The following is a 17968-nucleotide window of genomic DNA, read 5'->3' as shown; positions in this document are numbered from 1 at the left end:
GCGTGAATTTGTTCGTCTTGTAATGTTCCTGTTGTTTGCCACTTTCCCACTGCACATTTCGCTTTTTGATACTCTCTATTTCCATTTGCATATCCAATTAACTGAATAATTTTTGCATGCGGAAGTACTTCCTGGATGCGTTTTGTATAACTTGGCATTTTATGCGGCACATTCTCACCCTCCCACACTGATTACATAACAGGCTAGAGAGAGAACCACATGGACTCTCTCCTACCTGCATTCGATTTATTCTCAAAACGGCACGTCTGAATCGGAGACCTGGATACTTTGAGGTGGTACAACTTCTGACGGTTTAAATCCAGTTACCTGCGGGTACTTTTTCCCGTTATATTCTCTTTCTCCCACTACTACTCTAAGGTGCTTATTCAAGAGCGTATCTGCCCATTCTTTATACGACTTAAATCCCATACCAGTTGGGAATCCCGCTGCCTCCGACGCTGCATGCAATCTCCACATAGAATTCTCCGTTACAACGAAGTTATCAAAACGTATTTGTTGCCCTTGATGCGGTTGTGCTACATCACTGCGAATCTCGTAATCAACGATAATGCGTGGGTTCCCATTTTGTGATGTTGTCTGGTCATATTTCACCACTGTTACCTCATATTCACCTGGTTTCACTTCTTCAAATCTTTTTGCTTTTGTATGATCTACTGTAAACATTCTTTATTCCTCCCGATTGATAAAAGTTTGTAATCTTTCTAACGCTGTTTGTGCTAACTTCATCGTAAAGTCTTCTAATTTTCGATTTGCCTTTAGCTCAAATTCTTGTATCTTCATTTGTGCCTCTGTATGTGCATTTGCAATGTCTATAACTTGCTGAATAAGGCTTGTCCGCCTTGCTTCTTCCTCTGCTTTCACATCAATTCCTAGCTCGAGCCATTGATATAGTTTACGCCCTACATCCGCTGTAATCTTCTGTGGATTACCCTCGAACAGTTGCGTATTATCCTTGGATGTATCCGCCACATGGTCGATATCAATAACAAAATTCAACATAAATTCATATTCCATCTCGTCTTTCTGAACAGGCTTCGTTCCGACCTTACGTGGTGCCATCTTCCCATTGGAATCCGATTCCACGACGTATTCTGTTTTAGTTCGAAGGGTAGCCAGAATATGAACGTCATTCTGCGTGAGAGTTTTAATCAGCTTCGTTGTTTCAAAAGCTAATTTCCCCCAATTTTGAAAGGAGTTACCCGACATATTTCCATGCGTTTCTACAATACCACCCTCTCCTTGCCAATTGTGAGAAAGAGAATCGATAATAAGTACTTCAGCACCAGCTTGCTTCATCACTTGCACAGCTACGTTGTATCGTTCAGTTGTGTACGGTGGAGTGAAATTGATATGAAGGAAACTTCCTATTTTCACTTCTCCATACACAAGACCTACATGAAGTTTTGAACGTTCATGTTCTGTATCAATAACCCCAATCTTCTTCCACAGTTCTTCTTCTGATAAATCAGGATAAGCTTCTTGCATCATTCCAAAAGCCGTAAGTAATGCACTACCTGTTTTCCCTGATCCACTACAACCAATAAACCCAATCACAGCTTTCATCTTCTCACGTTGCGCCTGTGTGACCTGAAACATCGAATCACTCCCTTACTATGCGTTCTAATACCTGTAATGTTTCTTCATAATCCAGAATATTCACCCTCGTATCTTCGATTGATTCATGAAGGAGAAGTTCATGTTCTTTCAATTGTTTTAACTTGAACTCGTAATCCGCCAATTTTCTTTTCTCGACCTTTACTACCTTTTGCAATTCCCCTATCGATCTTTTCAAAACGGCTTCACCTCTTCTTGTTTGCTTGCTTCATACACAGCCATCAACGCTTGTAACCCATATTCATAAGCGATAATGATAGAGGATGCACTTAGATCTTCACTTTGCTTATAGCGTTCTATTAATCCCATTAGAATCTTAATTTCAAATTCAATTTTGTCCTGTAAATTCATTTCACTCACCCGCTATCTTCTTTGTAGAATGAGACTCTACGTATTTTGTGATACAATCTATTTCGTCGTGTATGGAATCACCATCCATGTCGCGGTATTCTTCACCGAAATAGATTTCCTTATTGCAACTTTCACAATGGCCCATAATATTAGTTATCGCTGAGTCATGTGGATTCCCTATAATCATTGGATTTTCAATTATGTTAAATCCCTCCCTGTTATCTATTGATTACTACTTCATATTCCACAGTTTTTCTTACTACTACGCCATCAAAATCAGCAGCAGTTTTCTTTGCCATAGCATAATCAAACTCCATTGCACCGTTAATATTTTTAGACATCATTAACGGGGTGTGGTTCCTAATAAATAGGTTCCCCACCATTACTAAATAAGAAGTTTGTACTTTTAATTGATTATTCATTTTTAACATCCCTCCACATAGAAATGATTGAAGATTCTGCATTCAAAGACTAGTATTCTCCTTGTGCATTTGTTACAATACAATTGAATCATGTATTGTCACGAAAAACCCTTGCTTTCGACCTGTTTAACAGGTCTTTTTTTACGTTTCCCTATACTTTACATCACCAGAAGCTGCTGGTGGTTCCCCTTTAATGTCCTTTTACCCAAGAAAAATGATCTTTGTTTCATCGGTTTATAATCTGGATTGATTTTCAAAAATGCTTCGTTCTTCTTTTTGTTCACTGTGGATTTCCCCATCTCAAATTTCCTTGCAATTTCTCTTGTGGTATATCCCTCACCAATATGCAGAATGATTGACTTTTCTTTTTCTTCCAGCACACTCGTTACTTCTTCAAATTCAATGGATGACATGACGTCTTCTTCCACATTGATAGGAGAAACTGCATAAAATTCATTTACTGTTTCCTCATCTCGATGCAAATCAATCGAATGAATATTGATTTGATTTTTTTCCTCATGACTAACTTTTCTACTTACTTTAAAAGCCGTTCCTTTCATATGCAGCTCATCACTCATGGCCCATTTCATACCTTTCATAACATATGCATTGAAGGTCTCCGCTCTCTCTACATCATGTTTCACACAACAAACCCATAAATGCATACGACCAACTTGAATTAAATCGTCCAACTCCATATTGTTCATTTCTGCAATTTGTGTGGCTCTTGCGATACTTCCAAACCTTTGTTTAATCGCTGCGATTACTAAATGTTGTTTTTCTTCAAACAACTGCTGTGCTGTCATTTTCTTTTACCATCCTTTCTTTAGTTAACTTGCTCGAAAGCATTCAACGTTTTGTTGTTCGATTAAATATTCCGTTAGATTTTCTTTAAGTACGACATCCTGTCCAAACATAAAATACTTATCATCTTGCTTAATTTCACAACCATAGAAATCTTCAATTGGATGATCAGGTTCCTTAGAGCCTGTTTATAGTCTTATAAATATGTTAGGATGTATGCAAAAACAGGAGATGAGTGTGTGTCTTATCCAAGTGATATCAGCCGTGAAAAATTCGAGATCATTCGGGAGGAACTAGAAACGTTTAGCAAACGCACAAGTCCGCGAAAGTATGACCTTTATGATGTGTTCAATGCACTACTCTATGTTCTGAGTACAGGCTGCCAGTGGCGTGCTTTACCAAAAGATTATCCCAAATGGCAAAATGTTTACCGCTACTATGCAAAATGGAGTAAATCCAATGCCGAAGGTAGTAGTCTATTAGAGACCTTATTAAAAAAATTGTTGGGCAAATAAGGGAAGCAGTGAATCGCCCCAAAAGCTCTAGCTTTAATATTGTCGATGCCCAAAGTGTTAAGAATGCAGATACGGCTGAACAAAAAGGTTATGATGGTGGTAAGAAAGTTTCTGGTATTAAACGACATATCAGTGTAGATATTCTTGGATTTCCCCATGCAATCCATGTTACCACTGCCAATGTCACAGATCGAAAAGGCGCACTCGAAATGTACGAGCAATATCCTGAATTGAAAGAAACCATAGAAGCCATCCTCACGGATGGTGGGTACACAGGAGAAAAGTTTCAAAAAGAAATTCAAAAGCTATTGAATGCTGAAGTACAAGTTGCCAAGCGGTCCGAATTGCATCAATTTCAAGTGATCCCTAAAAGATGGATCGTAGAGCGCTCATTTGCTTGGTTAGAAAAATACAGACGATTGTTCAAAAATGTAGAGAGAAAACTAGAAACAAGTAAACAAATGGTTGTCCTAGGATTTCTCGCTATTTTAATAAAAAGATAAGACTATAAACAGGCTCTTAGATTCCTTTTCAGCAATGTCTTCCACAAATATTGCATCAACATTACATAATCCAATGTGGAATGGTACCTTTCCAGTAGCACCTTCATATTCAATTTTCGTTAAAGAACCAAAGCCATTTATAATTGTTTTAAATTGCTCTACTGTAAAACTTGCTTTGACACCTGATTTAAAAACTAATGTTACTTCCTTCAATTAACTCTCTCCAATCTATTATTCTGGTATAATCCTCCATAGGAGGTGATACTGTTGCTAACTTATAAAGAATGGTTATTAAAATTCAAAGGTGTAGATTTTCCTATCGGCGACATAGCAGTCGATGTGGAATTGGATAATAATTTCCCAAATACAAAAGACTATGAGAGCATTCGGGAATATTTAGAAACAAATCCTACATCAGATAGCTTTATGAGAGTTTTCGAATACTCATTTAAAATGTTTTTCGAAAGTACTCAGAAAAAAATTTAATAGTCTTGATACTTTCTACGACCAGTAATTACATTCGCAAGACCATCTTGATAAGGTACATTTCTTTCTTTTAATCTTCGAGATGCTTCGTTCGTTACTGCCGTCAACAGTTCTGAACGTTGTATCTCGTTTACATTGCATTCACTCATACTATTTACCACTGCATATTCAACAGCTTCTTCAAAAGCTTGCTTCAAATTTGTAAATACATCATTTCCATCCTTCAATTAACTCACCTCCCTTCGATCTGAAACCTTGCAGTTCATTTCCCTTAACTGACACTTTGCTTCTAATTCAGTAATAAGTAATGACGCTGGATTATTTCTCATTTCTGCACATTTTCTTACAACCTCTGATGCTTTCATTAATTTACTTGCAGATAATACTCCGTTCATTTTTCTTCACTCTCCTTTAATTTATAGAACAAATATTTATCAACAAATTTCGCAAATATATTAAAAAAATTATTTACTTTCGTTCCCCTTATTTCTTTGATCTATTTTCCTTTGTATAATTAGCTCCCGTGCAGCTGGTATCAACGGTATTAAAAAATTCTTCCATTGTTCTTTTGTCGGTATTACTTTTATTACATATCCGTTTTCATCTCGAATAATTTGTCCTTTCCCCATCCTCTATCACCTCAGTGCATTTATATGTAAGTGGGACAGTAGGACTATCCTTTGAATTCATATTTCTTCTATATACTTAAAATTTTGACATTCCTGATTATTCTTCTTTCAAGAAACTATCCTTTTTAAGTTGTTCGCTCTTTCCATAACCCTATTTTTAACCAGTACGATTTTTTCGTACTTGCTACCAAAAAATATATCCTCATAGGGAACATCAAATAAGTACATATATTTTTTTATTAATTCATCAGGCATGTTAGTAGAGTCTTGTTCGTATAACCACAATGTTTTAGGGGAAACCTCTAGTATATCAGCGAGTTCCGCTTGATTGAATCCTGCACTTTCCCTTAACTCATTTAATGTTCTTTTGAAATATTCCATCGTGTAACCCCCTCCCTTCGAAACTTATTGTATTACTAAATTTAAGTAATATCAATACAAAAGTACGAAAAAAACATACAGAACGTGCACTTTACGAATTATTCGTAATGTGATATATTAAAACCATAATCAATATAGGAGGTGAAAACATGAGTGAATTTCAAAAAGAAATTATAGTGAAGAACATTAAAAAGCTTTTAAAACAACATGATATGACTCAATCAGATTTGGCTAATCAAATAGGTATTGCAAGAAGTACTATGAGTGATTATATGAAGTATAGATCTAAACCAGGTGCAGGTGTTTTAGAGAAAATGGCAGCTGTATTTGGTGTAACAAAAGCTGATATTGATACAACATATAAAAACACTAAAGTTGAACTTATAAATGGGGAGCTTCAACTCGTAACAGAAAAACCTATTGAATATAAAGTAGAAAAAAGTGAAATACCTGTCATTGGTCAAATAGCTGCTGGTACACCCATAGAAGCAGTGCAAGATGTAGTTGACAGGATTACGCCTCCATACCAAACACACAACATCGATGAACTATTTGGTCTCGTTGTGAATGGTGAATCAATGAATAAAATTATTCCAAATGGTCATTATGCCGTACTAAAAAAACAACCAGATGTTGAAAATGGAGAAATAGCCGCTGTGATTGTGAACGGACATTATGCAACTCTGAAAAAAGTGTATAAGTTTACAGACTTAATAATATTGGAACCTTTTTCTCATGATGAAAGTTTCAAGGACCAACAATTCTCACGAGATAATTGCGAGGATATAAAAATAATAGGTAAGTTTTTATACAGTGTGAGTCCAATCATTCAGTAATTAGGCGGTGAAGCAGTGTATGTAGTCGGCAAATGCCGACTGAATGAAATTTTAAAAAAGAAGAAAATAACACAAGTAGATCTAGCATTAAAGTTAGGCATGAAAAAACAACAAGTTCATTCTTATGCAAATAACGATAGGATTATGTCTTATCAAACCGCTAAGAATATTGCTTCTCAACTTAATGTGAATATGGAAGAACTATATGATTTCATTCAGTCGGATGAACAGTGAGAATTTCTCACTGGGGCCCAATAGTCAATCAAATAGTTGACCCATGCATTTGTCTAATCAGTTCCAATAAAACATATGATATAGAAATTTAGTTAAGAAAGGAGTATATGCAAATGAAGTGTGTAATTTATAGACGTGTATCTACTGATATGCAAGTTGAAGAAGGTATTTCATTAGACATGCAGAAATTACGTCTGGAGCAATACGCTAAATCACAAGACTGGGTAGTCATAAATGATTACTGTGATGAAGGATATAGCGCAAAAAATACAGAAAGACCTGCTTTTCAAAAAATGATAAAGGACATGAAAAAACATCAATATGATATTATTCTTGTTTACAGATTAGATCGTTTCACTCGATCTGTGATGGATTTACATGCTCTTCTTAAAACAATGGATGAATACAACGTTAAGTTTAAGAGCAGTACAGAAGTATTCGATACAACAACTGCTACAGGTAGGATGTTTATCACATTGGTCGCGACACTAGCGCAATGGGAACGAGAAACGACAGCAGAACGCGTACGAGATTCCATGCAGAAAAAAGCTGAATTAGGTCTAAGGAATGGCGCAAAGTCACCTATGGGATACAATCAAAAAGGCGGAAATCTATATATAAATCATGAAGAAGCTGAAATTGTAAAATACATATTTGAATCTTATAAAACAAAAGGCGTAATAAGTATTGTAAAATCTTTAAATAGCCGAGGTATTAAAACCAAACAAGGAAAAGCATTTAATTATGATGCAGTACGTTATATTATAAATAACCCTATTTATATCGGTAAAATCCGTTGGGGTGAAGATGTTTTAACAGATATAGCTCAAAAAGATTTCGAAACATTTATCGATAGAGATACATGGTATACGATACAACAAATACAAAACAGTAGAAAAATAGGGAAAGTTAGATTGCAGAATTACTTCGTATTCTCCAATGTTTTAAAATGCGCAAGATGCGGAAAGCACTTCTTAGGTAATAAACAAGTGCGAACTAACGATAGAGTTGTAATGGGTTATCGATGCAGCTCAAGACATCATAAAGGAATGTGTGATATGCCACAAGTTCCAGAAGGTGTGGTCGAAAAAGAATTTTTAAATATATTAGAATCAGTAATTGTTGATCTCGATGATAATATAGAACCACCGATGGAATTAAGTAACTTGCAAGAACAATATAATAAGATTCAAGAGAAAAAGTCACGTTTAAAATATTTATTTATAGAAGGAGATATTCCTAAAAATGAATATAAAAAAGACATGCTAACACTCACACAAGAAGAAACCTTAATACAAAAACAACTTGCCAACAAAGAGGATACAGTTTCTTCATTTGAAATCAAAGAACTATTAAACAAATTGAAAAACGAGTGGGTCCACTTAAATAATGAATCGAAGAAGGCTGCCGTGAATTCATTTGTATCTTCTATGTCAATTGATGTAATAAAACCAGCAAGGGTTGGAAAGAATCCTATTCTACCTATAATTAAGGTAATGGACTTTCAATTAAAATAAACCCAATCTAACTATAATTATTTATTGTAGTTAGATTGGGTTTGATTGACCAAACGCCATTTAACTACAATAAAATAAAAGAGCACAGCGTGTATATAAAGTGCGACCAACACTCTATATACCGTCCGCCTACCCTGACTAGGCAAACACTTGCTGTACTCTTACGGACTATTTTACAGTACGTAAGAGCTCCTAGCAACAGTTTGCTTACAATTGGCATTCTGTTGCTTTTTTGTTTCTCAAAAGGAGACAAGATTTATAATGGAAAAGAAAAAAAGTATTACAATTATCGCAGGTAATGAAACATACGAAAACCTATCAACATTCGAAACTATTGATAAATTAAACGATACTGTTCGAGCATACAAAGAGAAATTTGCGGATCAGTTAAATAAAAACCAATTAGCTGTATTAAATCATTTACACAACTATTCTGCTAAATATTTCGGTGTCTCTTTTAAATCAAAAAAGAAGATTGCTGAAGTACTTCATATTAGCCGTAGAACGGTTATTCGTGCATGCCAACACCTAGAGTCCCTTGGTATTATTAAACAGCTAGAAATGAAGCGGAAGAGCGACATGAAACAAACAAGTAATGTTATTGTTATTCAACCAAACATTGTGGAAGAACAGGTTGTCACACCTAAACCAGCTACAGATGATGATTTTTGTCACACCAATAAAACAACTACTATTTCTTTAAAACAAAATATAAAAGATATAAACAAACGTAAAGAAGACGACATTCAATCTCTTAAACATGATTCAGATTTTATCGATTATCGTGTACCACAATCCATGCGTATGAAATTAGCAACTGCATTCGATTCAAAAGTTATTAATAAGTCTTTCAAAAATGCCGTAAACATTGCAAAGAAGGCTGCAAAAAAATGTAGTTTACTAGCGGATAAAGATGTATTCCACAACATTCTTGCGAATGCATCTGTTGTTTTGCGTAAAAATACGCATGAATTTGAGCATAACGGGACTCTGATGAAAAATCCGATTGGATACTTTACAAGAACGTTTAAAAGCATGGTCTATGATTACATTGATAGCTTTAGAGAAATTCATATTATTGCTAAACGTAAAGAAAATGCATACACTGGCCCTCTAGCTATTTTTAAGCAAATGATTGAAGGATAAGTCTGCATGTTTGATCGGTATTGAAAATAACTTGATGGACAAGCATTTCTTTGACTATGCATGTATGCATAGAAAATAACTATTCCAGATTTCACTCATAAAACTACCGCATGATACTCGCTAATGAAATTGTTATCCTATCTCTAGAGAGAAGAAAACAACCTAAGAGCCTGTTTATAGTCTTATAAATATGTTAGGATGTATGCAAAAACAGGAGATGAGTGTATGTCTTATCCAAGTGATATCAGCCGTGAAAAATTCGAGATCATTCGTGAGGAACTAGAAACGTTTAGCAAACGCACAAGTCCGCGAAAGTATGACCTTTATGATGTGTTCAATGCACTACTCTATGTTCTGAGTACAGGCTGCCAGTGGCGTGCTTTACCAAAAGATTATCCCAAATGGCAAAATGTTTACCGCTACTATGCAAAATGGAGTAAATCCAATGCCGAAGGTAGTAGTCTATTAGAGACCTTATTAAAAAAATTGTTGGGCAAATAAGGGAAGCAGTGAATCGCCCCAAAAGCTCTAGCTTTAATATTGTCGATGCCCAAAGTGTTAAGAATGCAGATACGGCTGAACAAAAAGGTTATGATGGTGGTAAGAAAGTTTCTGGTATTAAACGACATATCAGTGTAGATATTCTTGGATTTCCCCATGCAATCCATGTTACCACTGCCAATGTCACAGATCGAAAAGGCGCACTCGAAATGTACGAGCAATATCCTGAATTGAAAGAAACCATAGAAGCCATCCTCACGGATGGTGGGTACACAGGAGAAAAGTTTCAAAAAGAAATTCAAAAGCTATTGAATGCTGAAGTACAAGTTGCCAAGCGGTCCGAATTGCATCAATTTCAAGTGATCCCTAAAAGATGGATCGTAGAGCGCTCATTTGCTTGGTTAGAAAAATACAGACGATTGTTCAAAAATGTAGAGAGAAAACTAGAAACAAGTAAACAAATGGTTGTCCTAGGATTTCTCGCTATTTTAATAAAAAGATAAGACTATAAACAGGCTCTTAGATATTATTTCATTATGGCCAACGTATGATCCAACACACTATGCAGTCCCTACAAAGTCACAATTTACACGAACCGTGCATAGCACTGCTTTTGGCCGTCCGACTGATCATACTTTGGCGCAGGTAGAGTCTAATGTAATTGCTAGTCCACGTTTATTTACATGGTTACGTGAGATGAATATTTATACAGCTCCCTACATTGACTTGGGTTGGACTATATTTCGTGGCATCAGAACACATTATCAGTACACGCTCAACAACAATATAATAACAGGAGAACTGCAAGGTACACACGGGGAGGGGGCTCCGACGAACATTACGATTCCCTCGCCGCAAAATAATGACGATATTCGGCGGATTTGGACCGCCCAGCATGTTTTCGGTCCTATCCCTCCAGCAAGGATGAATGTCTGTGATTTTCAGTTTGAGTTTGCGAAATCAAATCCTCAAACTGCAACTACAATCACCTCAGCATATAGACATTGGTCAGAAACAGTATTACCTTATATATATAAGTTGAATTAAAAGGTTACAGCTACTGTTTGTCGAAATATAATAAGTAACATATATTGACAAATGGAGCGGAGCAAAATGACACATGTACACCAAAACGAAAAAGAAAGCCTACTTGTAGCAATGAAAACGACTAAAACGAAACGAATGTATGAACGTTATCAAACGATCTATTTCTATGTACAAGGCTTTTCTATAAAAGAAATAATGAACATGATTGGTCGTTCTGAAAAAACAATCTATAATTATGTGAATGCTTACAAAGAAAAAGGATTGCATGGCTTACTCATGGGACAATCAACAGGAGCACCACGTAAATTAGCCCCTGAACAAGAACAGGAGTTAGTTCAAGTGATTGCATCTCATCTACCCGTTGATGTTGGATTTCCAGCTAAACATAATTGGACTTTATCCATTATCGCTTCTTTCATTAAAAGAGAATGGAACGTAAGTTACACACTTCGCGGGGTGTCTCGACTTTTACATGATTTAGGGCTTAGTTACACAAAACCGACGTATACATTAGCGAAAGCAGACCCGGTGAAACAACAAGAGTTTAGGGAAGTTACCTTCCCCGCCTATAAAAAAAAAACTTTTAAACGAGGAGATTGACCATCTTCTGTTTCAAGATGAGTCCATGATCCGCGATTACCAAGCACTGCAGCATACATGGTTTTTAAAAGGAAAACAACGCAGTATTCCTACTTATGGGAAACACCAAGGTGTTAAACTTATTGGTACACTTAATTATGAAACCGGTGAGTTAGTTTGTGTAGAAGAGGAGCGGTATGATGCCGAAGCATTTCTTCGTTTTCTTCAGCATGTACTTGAACTGTATCCCAACGGGAAAATAGCTCTTATTCTAGATAATGCGCGTATTCATCATGCGAAGCTCATCCAACCACTTTTAAGGAAACACTGTCATCGCTTAGAATTAGTGTTTTTACCTCCCTACAGTCCCGATTTAAATTTAATTGAAGGGGTATGGAAATGGCTCAAATCAGACATCATTCATAATGTTTTTTATTCATCGATTTATGAAATTCAAAAAAATGTACAGGCTTTTATTCAGGAATTAAATCGCACACCTGAAAAAGTGATCGATCGATTATGCATTCGATTGTAATCTTTTAATTCAACTTATATAGATCAAAACTCTAATCTATATAGTCATCGATTTTCACATATGGGGACTGGAATCGGATTCGGTTTACAGAATTCTGGTCTAGCCCCCATATATTACAGCTACGGCTGGACCCATGTAAGCGCAGATCACAACAATTTGATAGACACTCAAAAGATTACCCAAATTCCAGCGGTGAAGGGATATATGTTGACTGGCGACGCCGATGTCATAAAGGGACCTGGCAGTACAGGCGGAGATCTAGTACAGTTGCGCTCTGGTGGCCTCGTACGTATAAAAGTAACACTACCTACTAATGGACCAGCCTATCGTATGCGGATTCGTTATGCTAATAACTCTCCTGCTTCACTGGGCGTAGATTGTCACTTCCCCGGAAATACACTCGAATCAGATCAATATGATATTCCAGCTACGTATACAGGTGGGAATTTAACATACAATGCTTTTGCATACCAAGATACTCTACTCCTACCTGCGACAACGAATGAAAGGGTAGCTGAGATATATGTATCTAGTAGTTTCAACTCTAGTAATAATAAGATTATCATCGACAAAATCGAATTCATTCCGATGTAATAATTTCCAGAAAAAAACCAAAATACTAATCTTACCGTGTTTGTATCTGACAAGATTGATTCGATAAGCATATATATATAACAATGAAAAAAAAGCCAATTCCCTTGACTTACAGGAAATTGGCTTTTGCATATAAAAACTCATTAGATGTATAAATTCGCTTATTTCAACGGGATTGTAAATAACTTAATGGACAAGTTCTACTTCGATAAAGAATTTATGGCCAGATAAAAAACACCCAGCTTAATGAACTAGGCTTTTCGATTTTTAAAACATTTAATATCAGTTCGAAACTAGATCGGTTCCAATCATTCCTATGATATTTTTCCGTCGCATTTACCGAAATAACACATGTACGTACACTATTCTCCCCTGCTCCTAAACTGTCTTTCAGGTTAGGCACCTAAAAATAGGCTTACTTTTTGGGCATACGTCCAGATCAATCCTATTTCTCCCCACATATATTATGATTGTGCAGGGCTAATTAACCATTTTTATCATGAATAAAAAGGAGCGATTCTATTGGCTTACTTACCTGAAAGATACGATGATGATATATACAGCGTCTATGATTCTGATTTTTTTTATGAACCTCGATATTTCCCTTATCCCCCTTGGCGCCCTTATCCTTTTCGCCGTCGCCGCCATCGTAGATGGAGACGTTATTAACTAAGCGACAGATTTTACAAAAATGATTACTAACCTAGCCATTACAGTTCACAACACTCCCTTATCAATTAGGTGAGGGAGTGTTCATATTGGAAACTGCGATAAAAAAAGAGAATGAAGTATGCAAATGTTATGTAACGCGTACTCAAAAATTTTTTCCATCATTTTTACGGTACATACACCCAATTCTTCCTCCACACATAGGATGCATTGTAAACCAAAGGAGGAATGAAAAAATGAAAAATGAACACAATCATTGTGGATGTGACAACAGACCGTTCGAGAATGAAAATTATCAAGATTTCAATGCAGGTTATTATGAGAATGGCATTCTACACTTTTTAAGAAGATTAAGTCCCGGCACGTGTATTGTGATACAATATGACTGTCAACCACCAACAACAGGAACGTTTCAAGGATTCCAAAATGGGCTTGTGATTTTATCTGATTTTGACTGTTTCCCAGGACTTGCGCATCTTGTGGTTGATAAAATTAATGTCATTACACTTGGAGCGCTTCCATGTGACATTCCAAGAGAATGCGAGCGCTATTAATTGTAAGAAACATCCATAGAAGAAATCTTTATCTCTGCACATAAGAATTGTTTCAATATTTATATCATACAAAGAAGACTCCCTATTATGTTACTGAGGGAGCCTTCTATTTATCGGATTATTCGCAATCCATTCGAATGAATTCAATGCTTTCCAACATAAATGTTCCAGATGTTTCTCCAATTTCAATGCAGACACGATTCGTTTCTGGGAAGATTTCAACCGTTTTCGTTACATAACCAGAAAGGTCAAGAGTATTTTGTTCTACCATCGGATATTCATTTGTACTGTAAGAACATCCACAGCCCATTCCCTGATGATTGATCATGTTCGTGCTGTTAGGATATGCACCCGTTTCATACTGATTTGGTGGATAGTTATTCATCATATGTTCGCTCGAATATGCATGTTTGCTGCATCCACAACCGCAATCCGACCCTTGATTCATTGACATATTAGTATTACCAGGATATCCATTCATTTCGTAATCGTTGGATAGGTCATTCATAGTGTTGTTGCCTGAATATGCATTTTCTCCATAATTTTCTGATGGATAGTTCATCATACTATTTTCATCACCATATGGATTCATTCCAAAACTTTCTGATGGGTAATTCATATTATTACCAGGATATGCATTTGTTTCATAATTTTCTGGCGGATAGTTCATCATATTTTGATTACTTGCATATCCACTTGTACCATAGGCTTCTGGTGTCGCCATATTGCGCTTATGATAACGTTCACGCATATTAGAACGAACATTCGACCTTGTCGCACCTGTTTCTTCTTCACCCACTGTAAACTTCAATGTTTCTGTATTTTCTTCCGTACCATCGCTGATTGTCACATACCCTTCTCCTGAACCTTCTTTTCTTGCCGTTACACGTAAGAGATAGCTATGTTCTGGCTTCACACACACATATTGCGAAAGGTTTGCACTCCAATCTGAAATCACTAGCACAGATGCGTTTCCGATCTGTTGTACAGCCGTACCATCTGAGGCATTCCAATTCCACAATCCTTCAGTAAACTCACCATTGACCAGTACATTTCGCTGATTATATAATCCTCTTGCCATTGCAACTGTTTCGGAAAATTGTTGGAAGATATTATAAGCATATGCTTCTCCTGGTACTGCTGATAAAACGCCCTGTAAAAATTGATTATATACATATGGAATTTTTTGTATCAATTTTTCCGCACGCAAAATATTTTGTAATGTGATAGCTGATTGCAAACGATTTTGATTTGAATCTGTGAATAACGTTTGAATTGCATTTCTTGCTGTTTGCACAGCCCTTTCAATCTTCATTCGTTTCTCTGCCCATTTTTTCTTCCATTTTGGCTCGCGTTTTTGCATACGTGTTAATGCATTTCCTGTTAATGGCCCAGCCTCTACTACTTCTATATTATCCAATGTCGCCATACCATCTGTCGTCCCAATCTTAAAGCCAACCCAAATGCCCAGATTTCGCTCCATATCGAGCTCACCTATATCAATATAGAACTTAAATTCATGTGGATTTTGACACATCATACCCGTACTTTGGACCATCATCCCCGCTGCAGTCTGATACCCATTCTCGCATGGATTACACCACATGTCTTGTGGCATCGTATTACTTGGCATAACAGGATATGGAGTTGGTTGTGATACAGGTTCTCCTGTACATGGATTGGTTGATATGATATCACTTGGTACATTCATTCTTTTGTGCACTTCTTTATCATATCTTGCAACAAGAATTTCTAAATCTTTACTACTTCCTACAAACCCTCGTACCATATAGCGGGTATATGGTTTTAATTTTGCTTCCTCTATCTTTTGATACACATACGCTGGAAATATTTTATCACTTAATATAGGATTATTTGCACTCGGCAGATTTAGATAATGACCTTTAAAAATGGGATTATCCGCTACCGTGTATACATGAGGGCTTATGTGCCATCCATCTACACCAGCCCAATCCGATGATTCAAAATCACCATAGTTTAATAGATTACGTTCTCGACTCAAACGTTTCGCTAATTTTACTTGATCTAGCAAACACATTTTTTCTTTTGGATGGATCCAATCCGACAAACACTCTACTAACTTAGCCACCTGATCTACTTGGTAATCGGTGACTTTCAATTGTAGCGTAGTAGAATTCGAAAACAAGGCATGAACTGCCTCTCGCGCTTTTGTCACATTTTGATTCATTGAATATCCTCCCGCTATATGAGTGTTACGTCAAGAAAGTAGGCGTAACTACTCAGTCGTTTATTTTAGATTATGTTAAGATATTAAACAGAATTTATATATTCAATTAATGTACAGAACCCATTCATAAACAAGGAGTTCACTGCCTTCCGTGTCTTTTCTAAATCTCGTTCCCCTTTAAATATTTCTAATGAATCTTATGCCGGAATAAATTCGATTTTATCGATGACTACATTTGTTCCAGTTTCAGCTACAATCACGAACCAGTGATTCGCATATACTGTCTGTACGCCCAAGTCCGCATATTGAAATTCGTTATATGCTGTTGGAAGTCCTCCACCATAAGTTCTTTGAATATTAGTATACTTATCACCAGTAGGAGTAGATACCCGTAGCCTACCACCAGTTGTACTCCCATAACGGAATCTAACTCGATAATTTCGGCTTCCTGAGGAAGTAAAACTAATATGCAACCGCCCCTCCCCAGCAGGTGTATTTCCAATCAACTGTACAAAATCTCCTCCTGTACTACCAGTTCCTCTCCTGACAGTAGCAGTTCCCGTCGCAATGTTTTCTAGTCCATTCCCTTTCACCGCTGGAATTTGGGTGATTCTACCCGATGCTATTGTATTGAATAGATCTACACTGTTATGAGTCCAGCCAAATAACAAGGCGCTTAATTGTTTATACTCAGGCCATGCGAAAGGACAGCCATCCCGTACAGGCTCAAATTTAATCCAAGATAATCGATGATTCTCAATAGAATGATCCCGCGTACTTCTTGCATATATATCTTTGTATTGTGGCAAATCACGCTGCCAAAATTCACCACCAACACCTATCGTTCCTGCATTTAATGAAAGAGTGCCAAAATTCACCCATAATTGTAACAATCTCGTTTCAAACCACTGTTGCGTCCGTGCATAATTCCAATAATACTCTCCAAACTCAATTCCAGGCCTATCAACCCTCGTATAATTTGTTTTTTGACCCTCTACCGGAAGCCATTGGTCACTGGCATTCGTTTTTCGAACTTTTTTCTCCAACCCTACCATCAGATCACCATGTGTAAAATTAGTTGACTTTCCCGTATACCTTATATACAAATTCATCCCTGTTAGCCAAGTAAATAACTGTGATTGTCGATTTCCTAACATGCGATTTTCTATGCCATCTATCGTATTGAGGGCGGCATCGCTCCACCATGTTGTTCCCCGTATATCCGTATAAACTTCTCGTGTGAGCTCTGATTTGACTGGGGTACTATAAAGGCCCGGATCATACGTTGGAAATAGCGTAATAATATCCAATACCATAATAGTCATGTCTCTTCGGTACGCATTGTATAAATTCCAATTTTCTGTACCTCGGTACTCTCCTTTAGCATCACGGAAACGAACAGGTGTTCCGCCCGATTGATTATACTGCGTCCATGGGTAACGATTATAGTCAGATACGTTTGCTTGTAAGCTTTTGGCTTGTTGTAACCCATTATTATACGTATTCACACAGTAATCTGTATATGTTGCTGTACGTGATTGGAGCCTAGTATACATATCATCCCATTCTTCACCAGGTAGAGAAGACATACCCCATTCTTTCCCAAACTTAACCGCGTCTCGTAATAGGAGTAAATGTAGATTCGCAGCTTCTGCATACACATTTACTGCTAATTGAAATGATGGCATAGCTGATTCGAAATGCCTATTCGCACCACGAAACTCGTTCAATACCCGCTCTTTGTTTTGGATACTATTTGGATTTTTGTTCCAATCATCAGCTGCGAGTTGGTATAATTCCAAAACATTTTGGAGGCCTTGT

22 protein-coding genes and 3 pseudogenes are annotated in these 17968 nt (G+C 36.7%); 11 read left to right on the top strand and 14 right to left on the bottom strand.

The annotated features are described in order from the left end of the window. Positions 1 to 252: 252 nt before the first annotated feature. The 7 genes and pseudogenes from ACP6L7_RS31485 to ACP6L7_RS31455 all read right to left on the bottom strand — a co-directional run. Entirely contained in the window at positions 253 to 684 is a 432-nt protein-coding gene (locus tag ACP6L7_RS31485) for a DUF669 domain-containing protein (RefSeq protein ID WP_430529430.1), read from the bottom strand. 3 nt (positions 685 to 687) lie between these two features. Beyond that, positions 688 to 1617, bottom strand: coding sequence for a DEAD/DEAH box helicase family protein (locus tag ACP6L7_RS31480; protein ID WP_430529431.1), 930 nt, complete (start codon positions 1615 to 1617; stop codon positions 688 to 690). A 4-nt stretch (positions 1618 to 1621) separates the two neighbouring features. Continuing rightward, complete coding sequence (locus ACP6L7_RS31475) at positions 1622 to 1813, bottom strand: hypothetical protein (protein ID WP_430529432.1); 192 nt, start codon at positions 1811 to 1813, stop codon at positions 1622 to 1624. Beyond that, the gene (locus ACP6L7_RS31470) at positions 1810 to 1986 is read right to left on the bottom strand and encodes a hypothetical protein (RefSeq protein WP_430529433.1); all 177 of its coding nucleotides are present in this window, start codon (positions 1984 to 1986) and stop codon (positions 1810 to 1812) included. The genes ACP6L7_RS31475 and ACP6L7_RS31470 overlap by 4 nt, the downstream gene beginning before the upstream one ends. Before the next feature lie 218 nt (positions 1987 to 2204). Beyond that, the gene (locus ACP6L7_RS31465) at positions 2205 to 2450 is read right to left on the bottom strand and encodes a hypothetical protein (RefSeq protein ID WP_430529434.1); all 246 of its coding nucleotides are present in this window, start codon (positions 2448 to 2450) and stop codon (positions 2205 to 2207) included. A gap of 116 nt (positions 2451 to 2566) precedes the next feature. After that, complete coding sequence (locus ACP6L7_RS31460) at positions 2567 to 3214, bottom strand: sigma-70 family RNA polymerase sigma factor (RefSeq protein WP_430529435.1); 648 nt, start codon at positions 3212 to 3214, stop codon at positions 2567 to 2569. Positions 3215 to 3238: 24 nt separating this feature from the next. Further along, positions 3239 to 3391 (bottom strand): annotated as a pseudogene (locus ACP6L7_RS31455) (YqaI family protein); the annotation flags it as partial. Positions 3392 to 3424: 33 nt separating this feature from the next. Here ACP6L7_RS31455 and ACP6L7_RS31450 point away from each other — a divergent pair. After that, positions 3425 to 4230, top strand: a protein-coding gene (locus ACP6L7_RS31450; RefSeq protein ID WP_430529436.1) for an IS5 family transposase whose coding sequence is annotated in 2 segments (ribosomal slippage) — positions 3425 to 3713 and positions 3713 to 4230 — 807 coding nt in all. Because the reading frame shifts where the segments join, the coding sequence is not laid out codon by codon here. 18 nt (positions 4231 to 4248) lie between these two features. Here ACP6L7_RS31450 and ACP6L7_RS31445 read toward each other — a convergent pair. Beyond that, a pseudogene (locus ACP6L7_RS31445) lies at positions 4249 to 4443 on the bottom strand (hypothetical protein); the annotation flags it as partial. Between the two features lie 54 nt (positions 4444 to 4497). Here ACP6L7_RS31445 and ACP6L7_RS31440 point away from each other — a divergent pair. After that, positions 4498 to 4716, top strand: a complete 219-nt coding sequence (locus tag ACP6L7_RS31440; protein WP_430529656.1) for a YozE family protein — start codon at positions 4498 to 4500, stop codon at positions 4714 to 4716. On the opposite strand, the gene ACP6L7_RS31435 is transcribed toward ACP6L7_RS31440, so the two are convergent. From ACP6L7_RS31435 to ACP6L7_RS31420, 4 genes are all read right to left on the bottom strand, one after another. Beyond that, positions 4713 to 4943: a hypothetical protein gene (locus tag ACP6L7_RS31435; protein WP_242136684.1), complete on the bottom strand. Its 231-nt coding sequence runs from the start codon at positions 4941 to 4943 to the stop codon at positions 4713 to 4715. The two genes, ACP6L7_RS31440 and ACP6L7_RS31435, sit on opposite strands and share 4 nt — an antisense overlap. Then, a complete protein-coding gene (locus tag ACP6L7_RS31430; protein ID WP_430529438.1) occupies positions 4944 to 5111 on the bottom strand; it encodes a hypothetical protein in 168 nt (55 codons plus the stop codon). A 69-nt stretch (positions 5112 to 5180) separates the two neighbouring features. Then, positions 5181 to 5345 carry a hypothetical protein gene (locus ACP6L7_RS31425; RefSeq protein ID WP_430529439.1) on the bottom strand — a complete coding sequence of 55 codons (165 nt, stop codon included), beginning with the start codon at positions 5343 to 5345 and terminating at the stop codon, positions 5181 to 5183. 108 nt (positions 5346 to 5453) lie between these two features. Beyond that, on the bottom strand, positions 5454 to 5726 hold the full coding sequence (locus ACP6L7_RS31420; RefSeq protein WP_430529440.1) for a helix-turn-helix transcriptional regulator: 273 nt from the start codon (positions 5724 to 5726) through the stop codon (positions 5454 to 5456). A gap of 149 nt (positions 5727 to 5875) precedes the next feature. Between ACP6L7_RS31420 and ACP6L7_RS31415 the strand changes: the two genes are divergently transcribed. From ACP6L7_RS31415 to ACP6L7_RS31375, 9 genes and pseudogenes are all read left to right on the top strand, one after another. Next, positions 5876 to 6562, top strand: a complete 687-nt coding sequence (locus ACP6L7_RS31415) for a LexA family protein (RefSeq protein ID WP_430529441.1) — start codon at positions 5876 to 5878, stop codon at positions 6560 to 6562. A 15-nt stretch (positions 6563 to 6577) separates the two neighbouring features. After that, positions 6578 to 6796 carry a helix-turn-helix domain-containing protein gene (locus tag ACP6L7_RS31410; protein ID WP_430529442.1) on the top strand — a complete coding sequence of 73 codons (219 nt, stop codon included), beginning with the start codon at positions 6578 to 6580 and terminating at the stop codon, positions 6794 to 6796. Between the two features lie 113 nt (positions 6797 to 6909). Next, positions 6910 to 8313 carry a recombinase family protein gene (locus ACP6L7_RS31405; protein ID WP_430529443.1) on the top strand — a complete coding sequence of 468 codons (1404 nt, stop codon included), beginning with the start codon at positions 6910 to 6912 and terminating at the stop codon, positions 8311 to 8313. Between the two features lie 261 nt (positions 8314 to 8574). Beyond that, positions 8575 to 9459, top strand: a complete 885-nt coding sequence (locus ACP6L7_RS31400) for a helix-turn-helix domain-containing protein (protein WP_430528972.1) — start codon at positions 8575 to 8577, stop codon at positions 9457 to 9459. Positions 9460 to 9684: 225 nt separating this feature from the next. Further along, positions 9685 to 10463, top strand: a protein-coding gene (locus tag ACP6L7_RS31395) for an IS5 family transposase (RefSeq protein ID WP_430528891.1) whose coding sequence is annotated in 2 segments (ribosomal slippage) — positions 9685 to 9946 and positions 9946 to 10463 — 780 coding nt in all. Because the reading frame shifts where the segments join, the coding sequence is not laid out codon by codon here. A gap of 4 nt (positions 10464 to 10467) precedes the next feature. After that, on the top strand, positions 10468 to 11007 hold the full coding sequence (locus ACP6L7_RS31390) for an insecticidal delta-endotoxin (RefSeq protein WP_430529654.1): 540 nt from the start codon (positions 10468 to 10470) through the stop codon (positions 11005 to 11007). Positions 11008 to 11073: 66 nt separating this feature from the next. After that, positions 11074 to 12121, top strand: a pseudogene (locus tag ACP6L7_RS31385) (IS630 family transposase). A 60-nt stretch (positions 12122 to 12181) separates the two neighbouring features. Beyond that, positions 12182 to 12715, top strand: a complete 534-nt coding sequence (locus ACP6L7_RS31380) for a delta endotoxin C-terminal domain-containing protein (RefSeq protein WP_430528974.1) — start codon at positions 12182 to 12184, stop codon at positions 12713 to 12715. A 905-nt stretch (positions 12716 to 13620) separates the two neighbouring features. Continuing rightward, positions 13621 to 13938, top strand: a complete 318-nt coding sequence (locus ACP6L7_RS31375; protein WP_430528975.1) for a hypothetical protein — start codon at positions 13621 to 13623, stop codon at positions 13936 to 13938. A gap of 118 nt (positions 13939 to 14056) precedes the next feature. On the opposite strand, the gene ACP6L7_RS31370 is transcribed toward ACP6L7_RS31375, so the two are convergent. Both ACP6L7_RS31370 and ACP6L7_RS31365 read right to left on the bottom strand, forming a co-directional pair. Then, a complete protein-coding gene (locus ACP6L7_RS31370) occupies positions 14057 to 16147 on the bottom strand; it encodes a hypothetical protein (RefSeq protein WP_430528976.1) in 2091 nt (696 codons plus the stop codon). 197 nt (positions 16148 to 16344) lie between these two features. Further along, the coding region (locus tag ACP6L7_RS31365; protein WP_430529655.1) for an insecticidal delta-endotoxin Cry8Ea1 family protein at positions 16345 to 17968 on the bottom strand (1624 nt) is incomplete at its 5' end.

The sequence above is a fragment of the Bacillus silvicola genome (assembly GCF_050524305.1).
Taxonomy (GTDB): domain Bacteria; phylum Bacillota; class Bacilli; order Bacillales; family Bacillaceae_G; genus Bacillus_A; species Bacillus_A cereus_AT.
The sequence above is the reverse complement of the archived record's forward strand: the minus strand, read 5'-3'. Positions and strand labels throughout refer to the sequence as shown.

Excerpts from the sequence above, each read along its gene's own strand:
- ACP6L7_RS31460 (WP_430529435.1), bottom strand. The coding sequence starts at position 3,214 with ATGACAGCACAGCAGTTGTTTGAAGAAAAACAACATTTAGTAATCGCA.
- ACP6L7_RS31370 (WP_430528976.1), bottom strand. The coding sequence starts at position 16,147 with ATGAATCAAAATGTGACAAAAGCGCGAGAGGCAGTTCATGCCTTGTTT.
- ACP6L7_RS31430 (WP_430529438.1), bottom strand. The coding sequence starts at position 5,111 with ATGAACGGAGTATTATCTGCAAGTAAATTAATGAAAGCATCAGAGGTT.
- ACP6L7_RS31470 (WP_430529433.1), bottom strand. The coding sequence starts at position 1,986 with ATGAATTTACAGGACAAAATTGAATTTGAAATTAAGATTCTAATGGGA.
- ACP6L7_RS31485 (WP_430529430.1), bottom strand. The coding sequence starts at position 684 with ATGTTTACAGTAGATCATACAAAAGCAAAAAGATTTGAAGAAGTGAAA.
- ACP6L7_RS31380 (WP_430528974.1), top strand. The coding sequence starts at position 12,182 with ATGGGGACTGGAATCGGATTCGGTTTACAGAATTCTGGTCTAGCCCCC.
- ACP6L7_RS31400 (WP_430528972.1), top strand. The coding sequence starts at position 8,575 with ATGGAAAAGAAAAAAAGTATTACAATTATCGCAGGTAATGAAACATAC.
- ACP6L7_RS31405 (WP_430529443.1), top strand. The coding sequence starts at position 6,910 with ATGAAGTGTGTAATTTATAGACGTGTATCTACTGATATGCAAGTTGAA.
- ACP6L7_RS31480 (WP_430529431.1), bottom strand. The coding sequence starts at position 1,617 with ATGTTTCAGGTCACACAGGCGCAACGTGAGAAGATGAAAGCTGTGATT.
- ACP6L7_RS31415 (WP_430529441.1), top strand. The coding sequence starts at position 5,876 with ATGAGTGAATTTCAAAAAGAAATTATAGTGAAGAACATTAAAAAGCTT.
- ACP6L7_RS31375 (WP_430528975.1), top strand. The coding sequence starts at position 13,621 with ATGAAAAATGAACACAATCATTGTGGATGTGACAACAGACCGTTCGAG.
- ACP6L7_RS31465 (WP_430529434.1), bottom strand. The coding sequence starts at position 2,450 with ATGCAGAATCTTCAATCATTTCTATGTGGAGGGATGTTAAAAATGAAT.
- ACP6L7_RS31425 (WP_430529439.1), bottom strand. The coding sequence starts at position 5,345 with ATGGGGAAAGGACAAATTATTCGAGATGAAAACGGATATGTAATAAAA.
- ACP6L7_RS31420 (WP_430529440.1), bottom strand. The coding sequence starts at position 5,726 with ATGGAATATTTCAAAAGAACATTAAATGAGTTAAGGGAAAGTGCAGGA.